Here is a 20,305-nt window from a genome sequence, read left to right as displayed (position 1 = left end):
CAGGAAGGGACACCGCCGACCACTCCATGCTAGCGCCCAGATCACTGATCCAAGACATCGCCCGACAGATCCGCGCCCACCTGCGTTCGTTGATCGCCTTCCACCTGTTCTTCACCTTGCTCGCCTCGGCGGTGTGGGTGCCGCTGTCGGCCAACACGCTATCCGGACTTCTTCACCGCATCGGCCGCCCCGTGCTCAGCAACGGGCAGATTCTGGATGTCGCCTTCTCGCCCTGGGGCCTGCTCTGGCTGCTGGTGGCGATCGGACTCAGCTTCCTGGTGATCTTCCTTCAGCAAGCGGGGATGATGCTCGTCGTCTCGAGCCAGGCCGGGAATCGATACCGGGTGGCCATGGGTTCGCTGTGGCATGTGCTGCGCCGTTTTCCGGCCTTGGTGACCCTTACCCTGCTCCAGGTCGGAAGCCACCTTCTCCTGGCCGCGCCTTTCGCCATCGGCCTCTCCCACCTCTACAGCGCCATGCTCGGCGATATCGAGCCCTACATTCTGATCCACCTGAAGCCCCCCGCGCTGTGGGAATTTCTCGCCGTGGCGACGCCGATCGTTGTGGTTCTGGTGCTGCTCAGTGCCGCCCTTTATTTCCGCTGGTTCCTGGCACTGCCGGCGATGATGCTCGACGGCCTCAAGCCGATTGCCGCGTTGAAACGCAGCCGCGAACTGACCCAGGGACGTCGCCTGCGGATGGCCCTGGCCGTCGTCGGCATGGCGCTGCTGGTGGCGGCCATCCCGATTGTCTTCACCCTGACCTTCAACACCCTGGGCGGGACGTTGCTCGGGTATCTGCCGGAGCGCAACAGCGTGCTGATTCCGGCGATGCTGACCTATCTGGCGCTATATATCGTCACCACGATCGCACTCACTTTCCTGGGCATCGCAGCCAACAGCCTGGTGGTTATCACGCTATATCACCGCGCCACTGGCCGGGCACCGGTGTTTCGCCCTGCCGCGACGCCGCAGCGCTCAGGGGTGATCGCCTGGGGTGCCGAGATCCTGCTGCTGGTCTTTGCGCTGGGCCAGGCGGGTTGGATACTGCATGGTTTCGAGATCAACGACCACGTCGCCATCACCGCGCATCGCGGCAGCTCGCTGGTGGCGCCCGAGAACACCATGGCCTCGATGAACCAGGCCATCGCCGATGGTGCAGACTACCTGGAACTGGACGTCCGACTGAGCGGGGACGGTCAGGTCGTCGTCTCCCATGACAACAATCTGAGTCGATTGACCGGAGTCGACCGCAACATCAGCGACATGACGCTGGCAGAGATCGAACAGGTCGATGTCGGCTCCTACTTCGGCGATGCCTTCGTCGGCGAGCGCATTCCCACGTTCCAGCAGATCCTGGACAATGCGCGGGATCGTATCGGGCTCTACGTCGAGCTCAAACCGTCACCAGGCACTACCGAGGAGCTGGCCCGGAAGGTCATCGCCCAGTTGAAGGCCAGCCAGATGACGGACCACGCCGTGATTGCCTCGCTGTCACCCGATGTCATCGAGGTGGTCAAGAGCCAGGACGAGGAGCTGCGGACCACCCTGTTTCTGCAGTTCGTCCTGCCTGGCGCACTGCATACCACCGACGCCGACATCATCGGCCTGCGCCATACCCAGGCCACGCCGAGCCTTCTCAGGACCATTCACGATACCGGCCGGGGGGTGGCAGTATGGACCGTCAATGGCATCGGCGACATGTCGCGCTATCTCGACATGGGGGTCGACAACATCATCACCGACAGGCCCGATGCCCTCGCCAATATCCTGCAGGAGCGACGGGCCATGTCCGACGGCGAACTGCTGCTGGTGAAGCTACGCAACTGGCTGCGTTCGTGAGCGTCCCGGCGGCGGCGCAGTCGCCGACGTCTCGTCACCCCGTCAAAGCCAAAAAGCCGGCGCGATGGTATCGCGCCGGCCCTTGCACCGCCCAATGACGATCAGCCCAGCGTTTCACCCGCCAGCATGAACCAGGTCTCGAGCACGGCATCCGGATTCAATGAGACCGAATCGATCCCCTGCTCCATCAACCACTTGGCAAGCTCCGGATGGTCTGATGGCCCCTGGCCGCAGATGCCCACGTATTTCCCTTGGGCCTTGCAGGCCTGGATCGCCATCGACAGCAGCTTCTTGACCGCCGGGTCCCGCTCGTCGAACAGGTGGGCAATGATCGCGGAGTCGCGATCCAGACCCAGCGTCAACTGGGTCAGGTCATTGGAACCGATGGAGAATCCATCGAAATGCTCCAGGAACTCGTCGGCCAGCAGCGCGTTGGAGGGGAGCTCGCACATCATGATGATCTTGAGCCCATCGTCGCCGCGCTTGAGACCGTTGGCCTCGAGCAGATCCACCACCGCCTTGCCTTCGGCCGGCGTACGCACGAACGGCACCATGATCTCGACATTGTTGAGCCCCATCTCGTCGCGAACGCGCTTGAGCGCTCGGCACTCCAGCTCGAAGCAGGCGCGGAAGTCGTCGGAGATGTAGCGCGAGGCACCACGGAAGCCGAGCATCGGATTCTCTTCGCCCGGCTCGTAGAGCTTGCCACCGATCAGGTTCTCGTACTCGTTGGACTTGAAGTCCGACAGCCGCACGATCACGCGCTTGGGATAGAACGCCGCCGCCAGGGTGGAGATGCCCTCGACCAGGCGATCGACGTAGAAGCTGACCGGGTCGTCGTAGCCGGCGGTGCGCAGGTCGATGGTCTGCTGCAGGTCGCTGGAGAGCTTGTCGTAATCCATCAGTGCCCGCGGATGCACGCCGATCATGCGGTTGATGATGAATTCCAGCCGCGCCAGGCCGATGCCTTCGTTGGGCAGCCCGGCAAAGGCGAAGGCACGATCCGGGTTGCCCACGTTCATCATGATCTTGAACGGGATCTCCGGCATGGCGTCGACGCTGGTGGTCTGGCAGTCGAACTCCAGCTTGCCTTGGAAGACGTGCCCGGTGTCACCCTCGGCGCAGGAGACCGTCACCTCGACGTCGTCCTGGAGCAGCTCGGTGGCATCGCCACAGCCGACCACGGCGGGAATCCCCAGTTCGCGGGCGATGATCGCCGCATGGCAAGTGCGGCCACCGCGATTGGTGACGATGGCGGATGCGCGTTTCATGATCGGCTCCCAGTCGGGATCGGTCATGTCGGTCACCAGCACGTCGCCGGACTGCACCTTGTGCATCTCTTCCGGTGATGCCACCAGCTTGACCTTGCCTTGGCCGATCCGCTGGCCGATGGCGCGACCGTCGACCAGCACGCGGCTCTTGCTCTTGAGCGTGAAACGCTCCAGGGTACCGCCCTCCTGGTTGGACACCACCGTCTCCGGCCGGGCCTGGACGATGTAGAGCTTGCCATCGTCGCCGTCGCGGGCCCATTCGATGTCCATCGGGCGGCCGTAATGTTGTTCGATGGTCACGGCCTGGCGTGCCAGCTCCATGACATCGTCGTCGCTCAGGCAGAAGCGCTGGCGGTCGGCATGGCCGACATCGACCGTCTTGACCGAACGGCCGGCCGCCGCGTCATCGGTGTAGACCATCTTGATCCGCTTTGAACCCAGCGTCCGTCGCAGTACGGCCGGACGGCCGGCAGCCAGCGTCGGCTTGTGAACGTAGAACTCGTCGGGATTGACCGCACCCTGGACCACGGTTTCGCCCAGGCCCCAGGCACCGGTAACGAACACCGCGTCGCGATAGCCGGACTCGGTGTCCAGCGTGAACATCACCCCGGCCGCCGCCGTCTCGGAGCGCACCATCTTCTGAACGCCCGCGGAGAGCGCGACGTTCTCGTGCGGGTAGCCACGGTGCACGCGATAGGAGATGGCGCGATCGTTGAACAGCGAGGCGAACACCTCGTGGACGGCACGCTTGACGTTGTCGAAGCCGTCGATGTTGAGAAAGGTCTCCTGCTGCCCGGCGAAGGAGGCATCGGGCAGATCCTCCGCGGTGGCCGATGAACGCACCGCCACCTTGAGGTTGGGATGGCGAGCCTGCAACGTCTGATAGGCATCACCCAACGCATCCTCGAAGGCGGGGGGCAAGGGCGTATCGATCACCCATTGGCGGATCCTCTCGCCCACCTTGGCCAACATCTCGGTATCGTCGACATCCAGCTTGGAGAGCTCGGCATTGATGCGGTCGTTCAAGCCGTCATGGGCCAGGAACTCACGATAGGCATGGGAGGTGGTGGCGAAACCGCCAGGCACGGTGACCCCGGCGTCCGCCAGATTGGAGATCATCTCCCCCAACGAGGCGTTCTTGCCACCGACGCGCTCGACGTCGGACATCCCCAACTGCTCGAAAGTGATAATGAATGGTTCCAAAGTCGTCTCCTGATCGTCTCGGCCGGCCACCGCTGATGAACCGTGGCGCATGAAACGGCGCGCTCCGCTGCGCCTCGATGGGGCCAGAAGCTAACAGGCGACTTTCGGCTTAGCCAGAAGTTTAAGGGCGTAGAGTTTGGAGTATTTCTACAGGAATTCGCACTTTTCGCGCATTCCTGTAGTTCCGCGACGCGACGCGACTTCCCCACCCGACGACGAGTTGCCCCGGCCGCGGATTTCGGCCGACAATGGGCGATCGACATCTACGGATCAATGCCATGCCCCGCACCGCCTTCTTCATCTCCGACGGCACCGGCATCACCGCGGAGACCCTCGGTCGCAGCCTGCTCTCACAGTTCGAGAATACGGATTTCATCCAGGTCACCAAGCCCTACATCGACACGCTCGACAAGGCCCGTTCGCTGGTCGGCATCATCGAGGCCACCGCCGAGCGCGACGGAATCCGTCCCATCGTCATCGACACCATCGTCGACCAGTCGATCCGGAGCATCGTCGCCGAGGCGCCAGCCTTCAAGGTCGATATCTTCTCCACCTTCCTCGCCCCGCTGGAGGAGGAGCTGGAGACCCACTCGACGTATACCGTCGGCCGTACCCATGCGATCGGCCGCGATGATGTCTACATGCATCGCATCGAGGCGGTCAATTTCGCCCTGGACAACGACGACGGCGCGCGAACGCATCAGTATCAGGAGGCTGACATCATCCTGATCGGCGTGTCACGCTGCGGCAAGACGCCCACCTCGCTCTATCTGGCGCTGCAGTTCGGCATCCGTGCCGCCAATTATCCGCTGACCGAAGACGATCTGGACGAGAACGGCATTCTCAACCTGCCGCCGTCGCTGGCCAACCATCGCCACAAGCTGTTCGGCTTGACCATCGATGCCCGCCGTCTGTCGGCCATCCGCACCGAACGCCGGCCAGACAGCCGCTACTGCTCGATGGACCAGTGCATGCAGGAGATCGGCCAGGCGGAAGCGCTCTATCGCCGCCACAACATTCCGTTCATCGACACCACTCGATTTTCGATCGAGGAGATCTCGACGCGCATGATGAACGAAACCGGCCTGCAGAGACGTTTCAGCCCGCGCTAGGCGGGCTGAAACGAGACTCGGGGCGCCAGCAGTGGTTGGCTCACAACCCCTTGGGCGCGAAGATGCCCAGCGCGTTGCGCCAGTATCCCTTGTAATCCATGCCAAAGCCGAACACGTAGCGATCGACGACCTCCAGGCCGCAGTAGTCGGCCTTGAGATCGGGCGACGACTTGCGATCGTGTCGCTTGTCGACCAGCACTGCCGTCGAGATGCTCGCCGCTCCGGCCTGGCGGCAGTACTCGAGAATGGCCGCCAGCGTGGCGCCCTCGTCGAGAATGTCATCGACGATCACGACATGGCGGCCAGCCATGGGAATTTCCGGCGACACTCGCCAGAACAGCTCACCGCCGCGAATACCGCCGCGATAGCGGGTGGCGTGCAGATAGTCGACTTCGAGCGGAAAACCGAGCCGCGTGAGCAGATGGCCGGTGGTGATCAGCCCGCCGTTCATGACGCAATAGAAGACCGGCAGCTTGTCACCCAACTGGCGCGTGATATCGGCCGCCATGTGGTCCAGCGCCTGTTCCACCTGCGCCTGATCGATAAGGCAATCGGCGTTGTCCATCACTTCCTGCATCGAGCTCAAGGCGTCGATCGAAGGGGGTTGATTCATCGTCTACGGTTCACCATGCAAAGAGCGACGGCCAGGGTCACCACCGGCCGTCGCGGGAAAACAGGGGATCTCGGCCCGTCATTCGGACTCGTTGAGCGATTCGAGACGGGCATGGGTACGCCGCCAGCGGGAGATCGCGGCGAGCGACGCCAGCGTGGGACGGGCACGGGCGTAACGCAGCTTGGCGATACGTTGGGCCTGACGGCCCTCACACGCCGCGACGACCTCGCGCGCCGCGGCGGGAGCATTGCAGATGACAGCCATGTCGCAACCGGCCCCCCAGGCCGCTTCGGCCCGCTCGCTGGGTGACCCGGCCACATGCGCCGCCGTCATGGTCAGATCGTCCGAGAAGATGGCGCCCTTGAAACCGAGCTCTTCGCGCAGCATTCCGAGCCAACTGGGAGAGAACCCGGCAGGCCGATCGTCGAACGCGGAGTAGATGACGTGAGCCGGCATGATGCCATCCAGCTTGCTGGCCAGCCTGGCGAAAGGCACCAGGTCGTGTTCGCGCAGTTCCGCCAAGGAGCGCGGGTCCTCGGCAACTCCGAAATGGGAGTCCTGCCGTGCCCCCCCGTGGCCAGGAAAGTGCTTGCCGACCGCGACCATGCCCGCCTCGTGGAGCCCCTCGATGAACGCCCCCGCCAGCGCGGCGGTCACCTCCGGATCCGGCGAGAAACTTCGCGAACCGATGGCGGGAGACTGGTCGTCGTCGAGATCGAGCACTGGCGCGAAGCTCAGATCGAAACCGCAAGCGGCCATTTCCATGCCCAGCAGCCAGCCGGCATCCTGGGTCAGGGTCAATGCCGACTCGGGGGATTCCGCGAAGTGGTGACCCAATACCGCCATGGGCGGTATCTGCGTCACGCCCTCCTTCAAGCGCTGCACCCGACCACCTTCCTGGTCGATCGCAACCAGGATGTCGGGCCGACACTCGCGAATCTGGCCGATCAACGCCTGGGTCGTGGCGACGTCCGGGGTATTCCTGGCAAACAGCAAGACACCACCGACCTCCGCTCGCGAGATCAACTGGCGCTCTTCGTCACGTAACCGGGTGCCTTCGACATCCAGCATGACCGGGCCGAGAGGTTGAGTCATAGCTAACACCTGAGACCATTGAGCGCCCGATTCTAGACGACAGCGGGTTCCCATGACAGAGGCCGAGGGTGCCAGGAGCCATCCCCTCACTCGACAGCCGAACCGACCTTATCCAGGGACGGGGGCAGCGGCGCCTGCATGCCGGCCACCACGACCGGACGCAGGTGACGGATCAGTTCCCTGACCGACATGTGCTCCTGATACTCGCTGTCCGCGATATCCCTCAGCGCATCGAGCCCGGACAGGGTGAAGATCACGGTGCCCAGCATGAAATGGAGTCGCCAGAATCGCTCGGCGTCCGGCAGGTCCGGCGTCGCCAGCCGCAGGCAGCGGACGAAACGGTGGAACGTCTCCCCGTAATGCTCCTGGATGTAGCGCCGCAGATGGCCTTGGGCCTGCGTATAGGCCAACCCCAGCAGCTTCATGAAGACCTTGAGGCTGTTGCGTTCGGCGGGCACCTCGAGGACGCTGGTGGCGAGCTGCTCCAGCAGTACCTCGAGCGGCACGCCCTCCTTTCGGTAACGCGCCTCCAGCCCATCCAGCGCCAGATTCAGCCGCTCCGAGAACGGGTCGAGGTAGCGGGCAAACACGGCCTGGATCAACGCTTTCTTGGAGCCAAAATGATAATTCACCGCCGCCAGATTGACCTTGGCCCGAGTCGTGATGTTGCGCAGCGAGGTTTCAGCGAACCCCTTTTCGGCAAAAAGGACCTCCGCCGTATCGAGAATACGAGTAACGGTGTCGGGTCGGGCCATGTCATACCTCGCGCCTGAGAACAACGACTTAGAACGATTATGATTCTAATCATTCCCACACAAGCCACACAATCGAGCATTTCGTCGGACCTGGCGCTCCGGGCCTCCGAATCGGAGCGCGAAAGACTTCCCTCATCGCGAACGACTGGATACAATTCCAGCCTGTATGCATGAACACGCCCGGCTGCGGATCGGACGCGACGCAATCCGATCCACGTTCAGCTGGATAACGCCTGGCGATCCGAGCAGGCCCCAAACCGCCTGATTGACCCTCAAGGCCCGGGAGAGACCGATGGCGCGACCGCTCACCGCACGACAGCAGAACGTCTATGATTTCATCGTCAAGACGATGGGCGAATTCGGCTACCCGCCGACACGAGCCGAAATCGCCCGCGCGCTGGGGTTCCGCTCCCCCAACGCTGCCGAGGAGCACCTGCGCGCACTGGACCGCAAGGGCGTCATCCGCATGATACCCGGCACCTCCCGCGGGATTCGACTGCCCGCCAGCGGGCAGGAAGCCGAGCCTACCGACACCGCCATCGAGGGCTTGCCGGTGATCGGCAGCGTCGCCGCGGGTAGCCCGATCCTGGCCACCGAACACATCGACCGATACTGCCCCCTGCCCGCCGACTATTTCACGCCCAGCGCCGACTATCTGCTCCGGGTTCGCGGACTGTCGATGAAGGATGCCGGAATCTTCGACGGCGACCTGCTCGCCGTTCACCGCACCCAGGAGATTCGCAACGGCCAGATCGTCGTGGCAAGGCTCGAAGACGACGTCACCGTCAAGCGCTTCCAGCGCCAGGGCAGCCGGGTCACACTCATCGCCGAGAACGCGGACTTCGAGCCCATCGTGCTCGACCTCAAGCATCAGCACCTGGAAATCGAGGGGCTCGGCGTTGGCGTCATTCGCGGTGGCAACGGCACCGGCCTTCACTGAGGCCATCGCCCGGCGCCATGCGCAAGATTCTGCACGCCGACTGCGACTGCTTCTACGCTGCCGTGGAGATGCGCGACGACCCGTCGCTTGCGAATACGCCACTGGCGATCGGCGGAAGTGCCGAGCGACGAGGGGTCATCGCTACCTGCAACTACCCGGCGCGGCAGTTCGGCGTGCACTCCGCCATGCCCACGGCGCGGGCGCTGCGCCTCTGCCCCGAGTTGAAGCTGCTGCCGCCCGACTTCAACAAGTATCGGGACGTGTCGCAGCAGATCCAGGCCATCTTTCACGAACTGACACCGCTGGTCGAGCCGCTGTCTCTCGATGAAGCCTACCTTGACGTGACCGAGGTCACCCGATTCCGGGGCAGCGCCACCTGGATGGCTCGTTGGCTCAAGGACGAAGCCCTGGCGAGAACGGGCATCGTCATCTCGGTCGGCGTCGCTCCCAACAAGTTCCTTGCCAAGATCGCCAGCGACTGGGACAAACCCGACGGCCTCTTTGTGATCCCGCCGACAGAGATGGAGTCTTTCATTACCGACTTGCCGGTCAGGAAACTCCATGGCGTCGGGCCAGCGACGGCGAACAAGCTCGACACCCTTGGAATCGCCAGTTGTGCCGATCTCCGAGCCCAGCCGATGGACAAGCTGCTGGATCAGTTCGGCAAGTTCGGTCGCCGTCTGCACGAGCTGGCGCACGGCATCGACGACCGCCCGGTCAACGTCTCGCGTGAACGCAAGTCCGTCAGCGTCGAGAACACCTATGACCGCGACCTGCCCCACCTGAGTGACTGCCACGAAGCACTCGAGCCCCTGATCGAAAAACTCCACGATCGCATCGCCCGCCATGGCGACCCTGCCATTGCCAAGCAATTCGTCAAGGTACGCTTCGACGACTTCTCCAGCACGACACAGGAAACGGGAGCTCGCGGCATCATCGACGCGCGCTTCCATGAGCTGCTGGAGAGCGCATGGCGACGAGGCGAACGCCCGGTCAGATTGCTGGGTGTCGGCGTGCGGCTAGTGCCGGAGCAGGAGCAGCGCCAGCTGGGCCTGTTCGACGCCGACGAATCGACGACGCATTGAAGCCCAAGTGGCGCGAATCAGGAGAACACCACCGTCTTGTTGCCGTGAATGAGCACGCGATCCTGTAGGTGCCATCGCAATCCACGCGCGAGTACGGCCTTTTCCACATCGCGCCCGAGACGCACCAGATCCTGGGGGGCATGGCAATGCGACACGCGCTGGATGTCCTGTTCGATGATCGGCCCCGCATCGAGCTCCTCGGTGACATAGTGGCAACTGGCACCGATCAGCTTGACGCCACGCTCGAAGGCCTGATGGTAAGGCTTGGCCCCGGCGAACGACGGCAGGAAACTGTGATGGATATTGATGACCCGGCCTGCGTACCGCTGGCAGAGATCGGGTGGCAGAATCTGCATGTAGCGCGCCAGTACCACGCTATCGGCTTCGGCCGCCGCGATCAGACGCTCGGTCTGGGCAAAGGCCGACGCCTTGTCGCCGGGCCCCACCGGAACGTGATGGAACGGAATCCCGTACCAGGCCACCATCGCGCGCAGATCGTCATGGTTGGAAATCACGCATGGAATGTCGCACTCGAGCTCCCCGGCCGACCAGCGATAGAGCAGATCGGCCAGACAGTGCGACTCCTTGGAAACCATGATCACCACCCGCTGGCGTCGGTCGGAGTCGCTGAGACGCCAGCTCATCTCGAACTCTTCGGCGATGGGCGCGAAGGCGATTCGAAACGCCTGGGCGCTCAACGCATTGGCCTGGATGTCGTAACGCATGAAAAAGCGCCCGGTAGCCAGGTCGGAATGCTGGTTGGCCTCGATGATCGAGCCTTTCTGGGAAGCAATGAAGCCCGACACCCGCGAGACGATACCGACGCGGTCGGGACAGGAGACGATGAGACGATAGTTGTGCGACATAACTCTACGGACACTCTGTTAACGCATAAGCGCTTTAGGAAAGAGCCAGGGATGTAAAAAGCGCTCGAACTGACCATTCGGCCCGGTCGCGAAACCGAACCCGATGCAGCGGCATCACCTCAGGAGAAGCGGCGCATCGATGGCCCACCGCCATGATGACCCGCAAGAGGAACCACCGGCGGCGGCACCAGCCCCGGTCACAGGTAACGCCGCTTACCGACGAACGGCACATTGTACCCTACCCATCAGCGCCGACCAGCGTCTCCGCCCGTTTGAGCGCGCCGAGACGCATGACTTATAGTGGGACGAGATTTCCTCCTTCAAGGATGCCGATGTTCCGTCCGCGCGCACAGATCCGACCTCGCACTTATCCGCCGCTGCAATTCCATCCCTTGGGGGGATGCGGTGAAATCGGCATGAATCTGTCGCTCTATGGCTATGACGATCACTGGATTGCCGTGGATTGCGGCATGACGATTCGCCAGGATCTGCCCGATCAGCCCCTGCAGATTCCCGATGTCGACCACCTGGCAGCGAATGCGATGGTCCCCTCCGCGGTGTTCATCACCCATGGCCATGAGGATCATCTCGGCGCCCTGGCCTGGATATGGCCTCGCTGGAACTGCCCGGTTTACGCCACGCCTCTGGCCATCGAGATGTTGCGGACCAAATTCTCGGAGCAGGGCCTGAGGGTCGATGCGCTGAAACCTATCCAGCCCGGCACCCGGGTAGCTGCCGGCCCTTTCGGTGTCACCTTCCTGCCGGTGACCCACTCGATACCTGAGAGCTGCGCTCTCTCCATCATCACGCCACGCCACAAGGTGCTGCATACCGGTGACTGGAAACTGGATGAACGCCCCCTCATCGGCGCGCCGTTCTCCGCCGCCCAGTTCCAGGCGCTGGCTCCGGTGGACCTCGTCGTGGCCGACTCGACCAATGCCGACGTCGAAGGGCATTCCCGAAGTGAAGCGGAAGCGGCCGAGGCGCTGGAGTCGGTCATCCGGGAGTGCCGGGGACGCGTCGTGGTCAGTTGTTTCGCCAGCAATATCGCTCGCATCAAGGCGCTGGGCGCGATCGCCGAGCGCACCAATCGTCGCGTGGCGCTGCTGGGACGCTCGATGGAACGCATGGTGTCGATCGCCACTCAACTGGGCTATCTCGACGATTTTCCACCACGGGTCCCGGCGCATGACTTGGGTTACCTTTATGCCGAGGAGGTTCTCATCATCGCCACCGGAAGTCAGGGCGAACCTCGCTCGGCACTGTCTCGCCTCTCCCAAGGACGACACCCCGCTCTCGACCTGCTGGCCGACGACGACGTCATCTTCTCGGCTCGCGCCATCCCCGGCAACGAGCGCCCCATCGCGCATCTCAAGGCCGGCTTCAAGCGGCTTGGCGTCAATGTCCATGACGAGCACACCGATCCCGCGCTTCACGCCTCGGGGCATCCGGCCCGCGAAGAGCTGCGTCAGCTCTACCGGTGGCTAAGACCGAAAATGCTGTTACCGGTCCATGGAGAGGCCTCCCACCAGCAAGCGCACCGCGAGCTGGCTTCGACCATGGACATTCACGTTCCTCAACTGGCCAAGAACGGTGTCGTGCTATCTCTGGATGCAGAAACCCTGGTCACTCGCGGTACACACCACCTCAGACCTCGGTTGATCGCCTCCAGAATGCGCCCTGGGGAGCGCGCCGATCCGGTGTCGGCCCGGCGCCATGACACGTCACTGTCGATTGCGTTGAATGTCCTGCCGACGGCCACCGGATGGACCCGCATCGGGCAGATGATATGGGACAGCGAGACATCCCTTCCGCTGGATGAAGATGCCTTGGCCGACTGGCTGGATGAGCGCATAGACGCCATTGCGGCGGAGACGCTGCTCCAGCTCCGCCAGCAACTCTTCGGCCCGTTGCGCGAGTGGCTCCACGAACGCCTGCCGACCTCGCTGGAGATTCATCTACAACTGATGCCCGCCGATCCGCAGCCGGAGTATGAAGTGCGCACGGCCCCCTAGCGCACAGGGCATCGATTGAGGAGAAAGCCGTCTCCGACCTGGTCGGCTTTTCCGAGCCACGATGCGCTTCGGGGCGCACCAAACGGCGGAGCCAGAAACCGGAAAAGCGCGTCCTGCCATTCGGCAGACGCGCTTTTCCGGGAGCACCCGGACGGGATGAAGCTAGGTCGCGCCGTCCGGGGATCGTGGCATTTTCTCAGTTCTTGCTGGCGTTCTTGGGCGGCCGACCGCGACGCTTGCGGGGCTGTTCGCCGACCAGATCGTCCATCGACAGTCCGGCGTTGTTCATCGCCTCTCGAATCTCGGCCAACTTCTTCTGCTTGTCGGCTTCCTCTTTCTGTCGCTCATGATCTTCCTGCTGCTTCTGCTCGATCACTTCCCCGATGACTTCCGACAGTTTGTGCAGTTGTTCCATACTCAACTGACGCGCGGCGGCACGAGCCACATTCTTATTGCGAGCGATGCGTTCCAATGACTCGGTGGACATCGTCCTCTCCTTGCTGGATTCCAATACGGCATTACACCGGTTGTTTTGATGAAAGTATATTCTTACCACCCTTGTTGGCAAGAAATTAAATCAAAAAGGCACGCATAATTTGCGTGCCTTTATTCTCACAACTAACCCTAGGACCGGTGTGAATGCGTGTTAACCGCCCGTCATATTCATGAAGCGAACGACCTGTACATCGCCGTCCGTGGAAAAATGATGGCGCTCCGGCTTCAAATCCATGGCCGCTACAATCTGCTCCTTGAGCGGCTGCAGTTGACCCGGATAGCGCCGCAGGGTTTCGCGCAGATCCACGGAATGCTCGTTTCCCAGACATAATAACAATCGGCCTTCGACGGTGACACGAACCCGGTTGCAGGTACTGCAGAAGTTGTGGCTATGGGGCGATATGAAGCCGACACGACAATCGCTGTCGGCCATGCGGAAATAACGTGAAGGACCCAGCGTCGTCTCGGGCGACGGCATGAGAAGATAGCGGGATTCGATTCGCGTCTGAACCTCATCGCTCGAGTAGAAAGTTTCTCCCCGCGAGTGATCCGACACGTCGCCTAACGGCATCTCCTCGATAAAGCTGATATCCAGCTTTTCATTACGGGCGAACTCCACCAAGTCGAGGACTTCATCGTCGTTACGACCACGCAGCACTACCGCATTGAGCTTGATTTTCTCGAAGCCGGCGTCCTGAGCCGCGTGAATCCCGTCGATGACCTTTTCCAGGTCTCCGGTTCGTGTCAGCCGCCTGAATCTTCCGGGATCGAGAGAATCCAGGCTGACGTTCAGGCGAGTCATGCCCCCGCTGTGAAGCGCCTGGGCGTGGCGGCGCAGTCCGGCACCGTTGGTCGTCATGGCGAAATCCTTCAGTCCCGGCAAGCTGCCGATATCGGCAACCAGATCGCCGATGCCTTTTCGCACCAACGGTTCGCCCCCGGTCAACCGGATCTTCTCAACCCCGAGCTCGGTGAAGGCACGCGCTACCTGATAGAGCTCCTCCAGCGACAGCACCTGGTCCCGAGGCAGGAACGTCATCTCTTCGCTCATGCAGTAGACGCATCGAAAATCGCATCGATCCGTCACCGAGATTCGGACATAGCGGACGGGACGTGAAAACTTGTCGATCAAATCGGTCATGAAAGCTCCCAGCGATTCGCGGCCTCGTGATCGCTTTGCCGCTCGGACACCCAGTAAGAGCCATTGTCGGTGTGCTCTTTTTTCCAGAAAGGGGCCCGCGTTTTCAGGTAATCCATGATGAAATCACAGGCGTCGAAGGCGGCGCGACGATGCGGACTGGCCGTCATGACCAGTACGATGGCGTCCCCGGGCTGGAGACGTCCGACGCGGTGAATGATGGTAACGGCCTGAAGCGTCCAGCGCTCTCCGGCCTCCAGCGCGATTTCATGGAGCGACTTTTCCGTCATCCCGGGAAAATGTTCCAGCGTCAGCGCGGTGACGCCGGGTCGCTCGTTGGTATCCCTGACCCGACCCGTGAAACTGACCACGGCACCGATATCGAGACGCCCCGTCGTCAACCGACACTGCTCCGCTTCCGTGTCGAACGTCGCCTTCTGTACGCTAATCGCAATCTTCATGGCGAACCCTCTACACTCAGCCCCCGGTGACCGGCGGGAAGAACGCGATCTCGTCTCCCGGGGCAATCACGGTGCCGTCCTGGCTCATGGCTTCATTGCGGGCGCAAAGCACGCGCTGGCTCAGGAGCGCCTTGAACTTGGCATCCCGCTCGATCAGCGCCAGCTTGACGCCAGCGATATCGGCCGTGGGGAGTTGCTCCCACGCCAGCGTGCACTCGGCGATTTCGAAACGCTCCCTGAGTTCCGCCAGGAACTGCACCTTCAGCGTTCCGGTTGGCGAGATGGCGCCCTTCTCCCCGGTCGTTGCCAGCGACGTTTGGGCCACAGCCTGCCGCGACCACTCCCCGGAGCGGCCGCCGCTCTTCTGCTCGAGGCGGACTCCATCGATGATCATGCCCCTGTCGACCGCCTTGCACATGTCGTAGAGCGTCAGGCAGGCCACGGAAACCGCTGTCAGCGCCTCCATCTCCACGCCGGTGCGCCCATTGAGGCGGCAGAATGCCTCGACGTGCACGCAGCTTTCCTCAATGTCCAGGGTGAACTCGAGGCTGACTTTGGACAAGGCCAACGCGTGGCAAAGCGGAATCAATTCATGGGTCCGCTTCGCCGCCTGGATGCCGGCGATTCTCGCCGTGGCCAGCACGTCGCCCTTGGGCAGATCGCCGTCGGCCAGCAGCGCCAGGGTCGAAGCCTGCATGCGAACCGAACCTCGGGCTCGGGCCTCACGCCGCGTCTCCTGCTTGTCGGCAACATCGACCATGTGGGCTTCGCCACGCGCATTGAGATGCGTGAGTGTCATGCTGAACTCGCCTCGTTTTTCCATCATTGAATCAGATATCAAGTGTAGCGTGATCGCCGCCACGGTGCCTGCCGCACCGCCCCCACCAGGTGCAGACGATGCCGCGATGCGCGCGGTGAAGATATCGGTCGTTCAGGGTCGTGCCCTGGGCCGCCAGGCAGCGGCCCAATCGATGATCCAGGCCAGAATCGCCTCCGGCTCGTCCAGATCCAGACGGGGCAGCGTCGACGGCAGGCGGGCAAGTGTCCCAGGGGGAACCTCGCCAGGCTTGTAAGCCACGGCCTGCACCCAAGGATCCTGTTCAGCCGCCCACGCTTGACCGGACTCGCCGCGATACAGTTCCAGCTTCGGAATCGGCCAGGTCTTGAATCCCTCGACCAGAATCAGCTTCGGCTTCAAGCTGGCGACCTGCGCCACCAGTGTCGGCAAGTCCGGCTCCTGCTGCCCTGGCGTTTCCATCATCAGCGCGAAACGCCGACCGGAGGCCACCACCATGGGGGTCGCTCCCGCCGCACGCAGGCGATGACTGTCCTTGCCGGGCTTGTCGATATCGAAGTCGTGATGAGCGTGCTTGATCACGGCCGCTGGCCAGCCCCGCGCTCGAAGCAGGGGCAACAGAATCTCCAGCAGCGTCGTCTTGCCGGTTCCGCTCCAGGCGGCAATTCCCAGCAGGGGAATGTCGCAGGCGAGCGTGTCGACGGCGTCATTCATGGCAGCTATCCGGCGGGCTGGCGTGACCGGCCTGGGCGCACGCCGCCAGCGCCACCTCATGGGGGGTGTTGAGGTTGGTGAACTGCGCATCCTGGCCGGGAAAACCGACCTCAATCCAGTCGTGCCGGTCGTACCAGGTGACGACCCGGCCGCCACCGGCCGCCAGCCAGTCCGACAGGTCCGCGCCCAGAGAGCTGCGTATCAGTGCCACCAGGGGCTGCAATCGCCTGCCATCGTGGGCGACCGCGATATCCGCCCCGCCGATCGCGCCCGCAAGCCTGGCCAAGGTGTCGACGGGAAGCCAAGGCATATCCACCGGGGCCAGCAGTATCCATGGCGTGGAAACCTCCCGCAGAGCACCCAGCGCCCCGGCCAGTGGCCCCGGATGGCCGGGCAGCGAATCCGTGACGACGGCGTGACCCAGTCGGCGATAGCGGTCGAGATGACGATTGGCGCTGATGACGACGCGATCGACCTGGGACGATAGCCGCTGCAATGCCTGCGCGACCAGCGGCCGGCCATCGAGGTCCACCCACCCCTTGTCCACGCCGCCCATCCGCTGGCCGCGGCCACCGGCCAGCAACACCCCCGTGACATCGGCGCGTTCGATCACCGGGTGCCGAAGATCTTGTCGCCGGCATCGCCCAGTCCCGGCACGATGTAGCCATTCTCGTCGAGCCGTTCGTCGATAGATGCCGTATAGATCTCGATATCGGGATACGCTTTCTGGACCCGCTCGATCCCCTCCGGAGCCGCGACCAGCACGATAACCTTGATCTGCTGGCAGCCCCGCTCCTTGAGCATGTCCAGCGTCGCCACCATCGAACCGCCCGTGGCCAGCATGGGATCGATCACGATCGCCAGGCGCTCGTCCAGGGCACTGACGAACTTCTCGAAATAGGGTACCGGCTCCAGCGTCTCCTCGTTACGGTAGAGACCCACGACACTGATGCGCGCACTGGGGATCAGATCGGTGACGCCATCCAGCATTCCCAGACCCGCGCGCAGGATGGGAACGATGGTGACCTTCTTGCCCTTGATCTGTTCGACCTCGATCGGGGAGCCGTTCCAGCCCTCGATCGTCGCCGGCTCCATCTCCAGATTCTGGGTCGCTTCGTAGGTCAGCAGCTTGGCCACCTCGCAGGCCAGCTCGCGAAAGCTCTTGGTGCTGATGTCGGCCGCCCGCATCAGTCCAAGCTTGTGTTTGACCAGGGGGTGGGAGATGGGGTGCACACTCATGATCGGCGCCTTCGTCAGAATGGGATAACCGCGATATTGTACGCGACCTGCCCGGGGTCAGGCGACGCTGGCGGGCAACTGCCAGTCGATGGGCGTGATACCACGTTCGGCGAGGAAGGCATTGGCCTGAGAGAAGTGGCGTGTGCCGAAGAAACCGCGATGGGCGGAAAGCGGTGACGGGTGCGGCGCGTGAAGCACGAGATGCTTGCCGCGATCGACAAAGCTCGCCTTCTTCTGGGCGTAGCTGCCCCAGAGTAGAAACACCACGCCATCGCAGTGCTCGTTGATGGTCTGGATCGCCCGGTCGGTCAACGTCTCCCAGCCGCGATTGCGATGGGAACCGGCGTTGCCCTGCTCGACCGTCAGCACACTGTTCAGCAACATCACCCCCTGCTGCGCCCAGCTCTCGAGAAAACCGTGGTTCACCGGCGTGGTGCCAACGTCGGTGGCCAGCTCCTTGTAGATGTTCTGCAACGACGGCGGTGTCGGCACCCCGGGGCGTACCGAGAAACAGAGCCCGTGGGCCTGGTGGGGCCCGTGGTACGGATCCTGACCGAGGATCACCACCTTGACCCGCTCCAGCGGTGTCAGCTCGAAGGCGCGAAACCAGTGGGAGGAATGAGGATAGATGACCTTGTGGGCCGCCTTCTCCTGGGCGAGGAACTCACGCAGCGCCTGCATGTAGGAGGCGCGAAATTCGTCGCCAAGATGGGCGTTCCAGCTATCGGGTAACGGCGACTGGGCCATGGATGCACTCCGCAGCGGTCAGGTTTTGGGTGGACGGACCTGATCGACCAGCGGCTCGACGTAGGCATGCCCCAGGTCCCATGGGAACTGGATCCAGCAATCCTGTGCCACTTCGGTCAGATACTGATCGACCAGCGGTCGCCCCTCGGGCTTGGCGTAGACGGTGACGAAATGAGACTTCGGAAGCATGTCGCGCACGGCACGCGCCGTCTTGCCGGTGTCGACCAGATCATCGACCAGCAGCCAGCCGTCGCCATCGTGCTCGACGCCCTTCATCACATCCAGCTTCCCTTGCGACTGATCGTCGTAGCTCTTGATGCAGACAGTATCGATCAGGCGGATGTTTAGCTCGCGGGCGATCAGCGCCGCCGGGATCAGGCCGCCGCGCGTGATCGCAACGATCCCCACGAAGTCTCGCTCGACGAGTCGATGGCATAGTGCCCTGACGTCGCGGTGGATCTGGTCCCAGGAAACGGTGAAATGATGCTGGTAACGATTGGCGGTCATGACGGGTCCAGTCAATGGGTCGGGCCGCCATCGGGCGATGACGGCATCGTGGCTCGCGTTGGGTGACGAGCGGCCTATTCGTCCTCGGTGAAACTGCATACCGCGAAGACGCTGTAGCCCGCTTCGCGAATCTTGGCCGAGCCACCCAGCTCCGGCAGATCGAGGATGGTCGCGGTCTCGACGACATGGCCACCGCTGCGCTGGATCAACGAGGCGGCCGCCAGCATGGTACCGCCGGTGGCGATGATGTCGTCGATCAGCACGATGCGATCCTGCTCGCGAAAGGCATCGGCATGCAGTTCGACCGTCGATTCGCCGTACTCCAGCGTATAGGTTTCGCTGATGGTCCGGAATGGCAGCTTGCCCTTCTTGCGCACCGGCACGAAGCTGCAGCCCAGCTCGTAGGCCAGCGGCGCACCGACGATGAACCCTCGCGCGTCGATCGCCGCGATCGCATCAACCTCAAGTTCCTGGTAACGGTGCACGAAACTGTCGATCAGCTTGCGGAAGGCAGCGCTGTTCTGGAGCAGTGGCGTGATGTCTCGAAAATTGACGCCTGGCTGGGGCCAGTCGGGCACGGTACGAATGACCGACTTGATATAGTCGCCGTAGATGCTGCTGCTCATCGAAGAAACTCCATTGACCGAACACGGCGCGCCCGAGGGTGCCCCTCGCGGAACGGTAAATCCTGGCGCAAAGGCGCCCATGTTACCCAAGCCAAAGCCGCCGCGCGACCTGCGCGGGGCCAGCGATGGCGTTGGCGCCGGGGAGCGGCGCCGTCAGCCAGGCCGGCCGGTCAACCACGGCTGGCCAGTACTCGCTCCACCGTCTCCACGATCGCCTGGGTCTGGGGATCGATCTCGATATTGACCCGGTCACCGGGCAGGCGCTCTCCGATCGTGGTCCTTGCCAGGGTCTCCGGGATCAGATTGACGCAGAAGCGCCCGGCCTCGACAGCGCCGACCGTCAGGCTGATCCCGTCGATCCCGATATACCCCTTGTCGAACACGAATCGCGCCAGATCGGGCGACAGTTCGAACCACAAACGGCGATTGTTCGGCGCCTCGTCGATTTCCACCAACCGGGCCATCGCCATGACGTGACCGGACATGGAGTGACCGCCGATCTCGTCGCCGAAACGCGCCGCGCGCTCAAGGTTGATCCGATCCCCGGGCGCCAGGTCCCCCAGGTTGGTCAAGCGCAGCGTCTCGCGCATCAGATCGAAACTGACGTTTTCGCCCTCGATCGCCGTCACGCTGAGGCAACATCCGTTGTGGGAGACCGACGCACCCAGCATTAGCCCCTCGCGCATCGCCGGCGACATCGACACCACGTGCGTGTGCAGTTGCTCACGCGTCTCGATCGCCACCACGGTTCCCACATCCTGCACGATCCCGGTAAACATGCCCCCT

At 63.0% G+C, this 20,305-nt stretch carries 21 protein-coding genes; 5 read left to right on the top strand and 16 right to left on the bottom strand.

Going from position 1 to position 20,305, the window contains the following annotated elements; genetic code table 11:
• Positions 1–26 precede the first annotated feature (26 nt).
• The gene (locus DOM54_RS10130; RefSeq protein WP_110716214.1) at positions 27–1,841 is read left to right on the top strand and encodes a glycerophosphodiester phosphodiesterase; all 1,815 of its coding nucleotides are present in this window, start codon (positions 27–29) and stop codon (positions 1,839–1,841) included.
• 101 nt (positions 1,842–1,942) lie between these two features.
• On the opposite strand, the gene ppsA is transcribed toward DOM54_RS10130, so the two are convergent.
• Entirely contained in the window at positions 1,943–4,315 is a 2,373-nt protein-coding gene (gene ppsA / locus DOM54_RS10125) for a phosphoenolpyruvate synthase (protein ID WP_110716213.1), read from the bottom strand.
• A gap of 278 nt (positions 4,316–4,593) precedes the next feature.
• Between ppsA and ppsR the strand changes: the two genes are divergently transcribed.
• Complete coding sequence (ppsR, locus tag DOM54_RS10120; RefSeq protein ID WP_110716647.1) at positions 4,594–5,427, top strand: posphoenolpyruvate synthetase regulatory kinase/phosphorylase PpsR; 834 nt, start codon at positions 4,594–4,596, stop codon at positions 5,425–5,427.
• Positions 5,428–5,467: 40 nt separating this feature from the next.
• Here the strand turns inward: ppsR and DOM54_RS10115 are convergent, their stop codons facing one another.
• The 3 genes from DOM54_RS10115 to DOM54_RS10105 all read right to left on the bottom strand — a co-directional run bounded on the left by DOM54_RS10115 (position 5,468) and on the right by DOM54_RS10105 (position 7,890).
• Positions 5,468–6,040: a hypoxanthine-guanine phosphoribosyltransferase gene (locus DOM54_RS10115; RefSeq protein ID WP_110716212.1), complete on the bottom strand. Its 573-nt coding sequence runs from the start codon at positions 6,038–6,040 to the stop codon at positions 5,468–5,470.
• 78 nt (positions 6,041–6,118) lie between these two features.
• The gene (gene nagZ, locus DOM54_RS10110; protein ID WP_110716211.1) at positions 6,119–7,135 is read right to left on the bottom strand and encodes a beta-N-acetylhexosaminidase; all 1,017 of its coding nucleotides are present in this window, start codon (positions 7,133–7,135) and stop codon (positions 6,119–6,121) included.
• Between the two features lie 86 nt (positions 7,136–7,221).
• Positions 7,222–7,890, bottom strand: a complete 669-nt coding sequence (locus DOM54_RS10105; RefSeq protein ID WP_110716210.1) for a TetR/AcrR family transcriptional regulator — start codon at positions 7,888–7,890, stop codon at positions 7,222–7,224.
• 292 nt (positions 7,891–8,182) lie between these two features.
• Here DOM54_RS10105 and lexA point away from each other — a divergent pair, with 292 nt between their 5' ends.
• Entirely contained in the window at positions 8,183–8,830 is a 648-nt protein-coding gene (gene lexA / locus DOM54_RS10100; RefSeq protein WP_110716209.1) for a transcriptional repressor LexA, read from the top strand.
• Positions 8,831–8,847: 17 nt separating this feature from the next.
• Positions 8,848–9,915, top strand: coding sequence for a DNA polymerase IV (dinB, locus tag DOM54_RS10095; protein WP_110716208.1), 1,068 nt, complete (start codon positions 8,848–8,850; stop codon positions 9,913–9,915).
• A 17-nt stretch (positions 9,916–9,932) separates the two neighbouring features.
• Here the strand turns inward: dinB and purU are convergent, their stop codons facing one another.
• Positions 9,933–10,781, bottom strand: coding sequence for a formyltetrahydrofolate deformylase (gene purU / locus DOM54_RS10090; protein WP_110716207.1), 849 nt, complete (start codon positions 10,779–10,781; stop codon positions 9,933–9,935).
• Between the two features lie 416 nt (positions 10,782–11,197).
• On the opposite strand from purU, the gene DOM54_RS10085 reads away from it, so the two are divergent.
• Positions 11,198–12,796 carry a ribonuclease J gene (locus DOM54_RS10085; RefSeq protein WP_110716646.1) on the top strand — a complete coding sequence of 533 codons (1,599 nt, stop codon included), beginning with the start codon at positions 11,198–11,200 and terminating at the stop codon, positions 12,794–12,796.
• 196 nt (positions 12,797–12,992) lie between these two features.
• On the opposite strand, the gene DOM54_RS10080 is transcribed toward DOM54_RS10085, so the two are convergent.
• From DOM54_RS10080 to DOM54_RS10030, 11 genes are all read right to left on the bottom strand, one after another.
• The gene (locus DOM54_RS10080) at positions 12,993–13,283 is read right to left on the bottom strand and encodes an H-NS family histone-like protein (RefSeq protein ID WP_110599309.1); all 291 of its coding nucleotides are present in this window, start codon (positions 13,281–13,283) and stop codon (positions 12,993–12,995) included.
• Between the two features lie 159 nt (positions 13,284–13,442).
• The gene (gene moaA, locus DOM54_RS10075; protein ID WP_110716206.1) at positions 13,443–14,432 is read right to left on the bottom strand and encodes a GTP 3',8-cyclase MoaA; all 990 of its coding nucleotides are present in this window, start codon (positions 14,430–14,432) and stop codon (positions 13,443–13,445) included.
• Complete coding sequence (gene moaE / locus DOM54_RS10070; protein WP_110716205.1) at positions 14,429–14,890, bottom strand: molybdopterin synthase catalytic subunit MoaE; 462 nt, start codon at positions 14,888–14,890, stop codon at positions 14,429–14,431. Before moaE ends, moaA begins: the two co-directional genes overlap by 4 nt.
• Before the next feature lie 16 nt (positions 14,891–14,906).
• Entirely contained in the window at positions 14,907–15,689 is a 783-nt protein-coding gene (gene moaC, locus DOM54_RS10065) for a cyclic pyranopterin monophosphate synthase MoaC (RefSeq protein WP_110716645.1), read from the bottom strand.
• A 132-nt stretch (positions 15,690–15,821) separates the two neighbouring features.
• Positions 15,822–16,400, bottom strand: a complete 579-nt coding sequence (gene mobB, locus DOM54_RS10060) for a molybdopterin-guanine dinucleotide biosynthesis protein B (protein WP_110716204.1) — start codon at positions 16,398–16,400, stop codon at positions 15,822–15,824.
• Positions 16,393–17,013 (bottom strand): molybdenum cofactor guanylyltransferase MobA, encoded by a 621-nt coding sequence (gene mobA / locus DOM54_RS10055; protein WP_240613849.1) that lies wholly within the window; start codon positions 17,011–17,013, stop codon positions 16,393–16,395. Before mobA ends, mobB begins: the two co-directional genes overlap by 8 nt.
• Positions 17,010–17,639: a uracil phosphoribosyltransferase gene (upp, locus tag DOM54_RS10050; RefSeq protein WP_110716203.1), complete on the bottom strand. Its 630-nt coding sequence runs from the start codon at positions 17,637–17,639 to the stop codon at positions 17,010–17,012. Before upp ends, mobA begins: the two co-directional genes overlap by 4 nt.
• A 57-nt stretch (positions 17,640–17,696) precedes the next feature.
• Entirely contained in the window at positions 17,697–18,386 is a 690-nt protein-coding gene (gene ung, locus DOM54_RS10045; RefSeq protein WP_110716202.1) for a uracil-DNA glycosylase, read from the bottom strand.
• 18 nt (positions 18,387–18,404) lie between these two features.
• Positions 18,405–18,893, bottom strand: a complete 489-nt coding sequence (gpt, locus tag DOM54_RS10040; RefSeq protein ID WP_110716201.1) for a xanthine phosphoribosyltransferase — start codon at positions 18,891–18,893, stop codon at positions 18,405–18,407.
• 74 nt (positions 18,894–18,967) lie between these two features.
• A complete protein-coding gene (locus tag DOM54_RS10035) occupies positions 18,968–19,519 on the bottom strand; it encodes an adenine phosphoribosyltransferase (RefSeq protein ID WP_110599292.1) in 552 nt (183 codons plus the stop codon).
• Positions 19,520–19,689: 170 nt separating this feature from the next.
• Positions 19,690–20,298, bottom strand: a complete 609-nt coding sequence (locus DOM54_RS10030) for a riboflavin synthase subunit alpha (protein ID WP_110716200.1) — start codon at positions 20,296–20,298, stop codon at positions 19,690–19,692.
• Positions 20,299–20,305 lie beyond the last annotated feature (7 nt).

Source organism: Salinicola acroporae, assembly GCF_003206615.1.
Lineage (GTDB): Bacteria > Pseudomonadota > Gammaproteobacteria > Pseudomonadales > Halomonadaceae > Salinicola > Salinicola acroporae.
This window is presented reverse-complemented; position numbering and strand designations above follow the sequence as displayed.

What these genes read in the sequence shown, in the direction of transcription:
- DOM54_RS10130 (WP_110716214.1), top strand. Translation starts at nt 27, where the DNA reads ATGCTAGCGCCCAGATCACTGATCCAAGACATCGCCCGACAGATCCGC.
- ppsR (WP_110716647.1), top strand. Translation starts at nt 4,594, where the DNA reads ATGCCCCGCACCGCCTTCTTCATCTCCGACGGCACCGGCATCACCGCG.
- DOM54_RS10115 (WP_110716212.1), bottom strand. Translation starts at nt 6,040, where the DNA reads ATGAATCAACCCCCTTCGATCGACGCCTTGAGCTCGATGCAGGAAGTG.
- nagZ (WP_110716211.1), bottom strand. Translation starts at nt 7,135, where the DNA reads ATGACTCAACCTCTCGGCCCGGTCATGCTGGATGTCGAAGGCACCCGG.
- DOM54_RS10105 (WP_110716210.1), bottom strand. Translation starts at nt 7,890, where the DNA reads ATGGCCCGACCCGACACCGTTACTCGTATTCTCGATACGGCGGAGGTC.
- lexA (WP_110716209.1), top strand. Translation starts at nt 8,183, where the DNA reads ATGGCGCGACCGCTCACCGCACGACAGCAGAACGTCTATGATTTCATC.
- dinB (WP_110716208.1), top strand. Translation starts at nt 8,848, where the DNA reads ATGCGCAAGATTCTGCACGCCGACTGCGACTGCTTCTACGCTGCCGTG.
- purU (WP_110716207.1), bottom strand. Translation starts at nt 10,781, where the DNA reads ATGTCGCACAACTATCGTCTCATCGTCTCCTGTCCCGACCGCGTCGGT.
- DOM54_RS10085 (WP_110716646.1), top strand. Translation starts at nt 11,198, where the DNA reads ATGAATCTGTCGCTCTATGGCTATGACGATCACTGGATTGCCGTGGAT.
- DOM54_RS10080 (WP_110599309.1), bottom strand. Translation starts at nt 13,283, where the DNA reads ATGTCCACCGAGTCATTGGAACGCATCGCTCGCAATAAGAATGTGGCT.
- moaA (WP_110716206.1), bottom strand. Translation starts at nt 14,432, where the DNA reads ATGACCGATTTGATCGACAAGTTTTCACGTCCCGTCCGCTATGTCCGA.
- moaE (WP_110716205.1), bottom strand. Translation starts at nt 14,890, where the DNA reads ATGAAGATTGCGATTAGCGTACAGAAGGCGACGTTCGACACGGAAGCG.
- moaC (WP_110716645.1), bottom strand. Translation starts at nt 15,689, where the DNA reads ATGACACTCACGCATCTCAATGCGCGTGGCGAAGCCCACATGGTCGAT.
- mobB (WP_110716204.1), bottom strand. Translation starts at nt 16,400, where the DNA reads ATGAATGACGCCGTCGACACGCTCGCCTGCGACATTCCCCTGCTGGGA.
- upp (WP_110716203.1), bottom strand. Translation starts at nt 17,639, where the DNA reads ATGAGTGTGCACCCCATCTCCCACCCCCTGGTCAAACACAAGCTTGGA.
- ung (WP_110716202.1), bottom strand. Translation starts at nt 18,386, where the DNA reads ATGGCCCAGTCGCCGTTACCCGATAGCTGGAACGCCCATCTTGGCGAC.
- gpt (WP_110716201.1), bottom strand. Translation starts at nt 18,893, where the DNA reads ATGACCGCCAATCGTTACCAGCATCATTTCACCGTTTCCTGGGACCAG.
- DOM54_RS10035 (WP_110599292.1), bottom strand. Translation starts at nt 19,519, where the DNA reads ATGAGCAGCAGCATCTACGGCGACTATATCAAGTCGGTCATTCGTACC.
- DOM54_RS10030 (WP_110716200.1), bottom strand. Translation starts at nt 20,298, where the DNA reads ATGTTTACCGGGATCGTGCAGGATGTGGGAACCGTGGTGGCGATCGAG.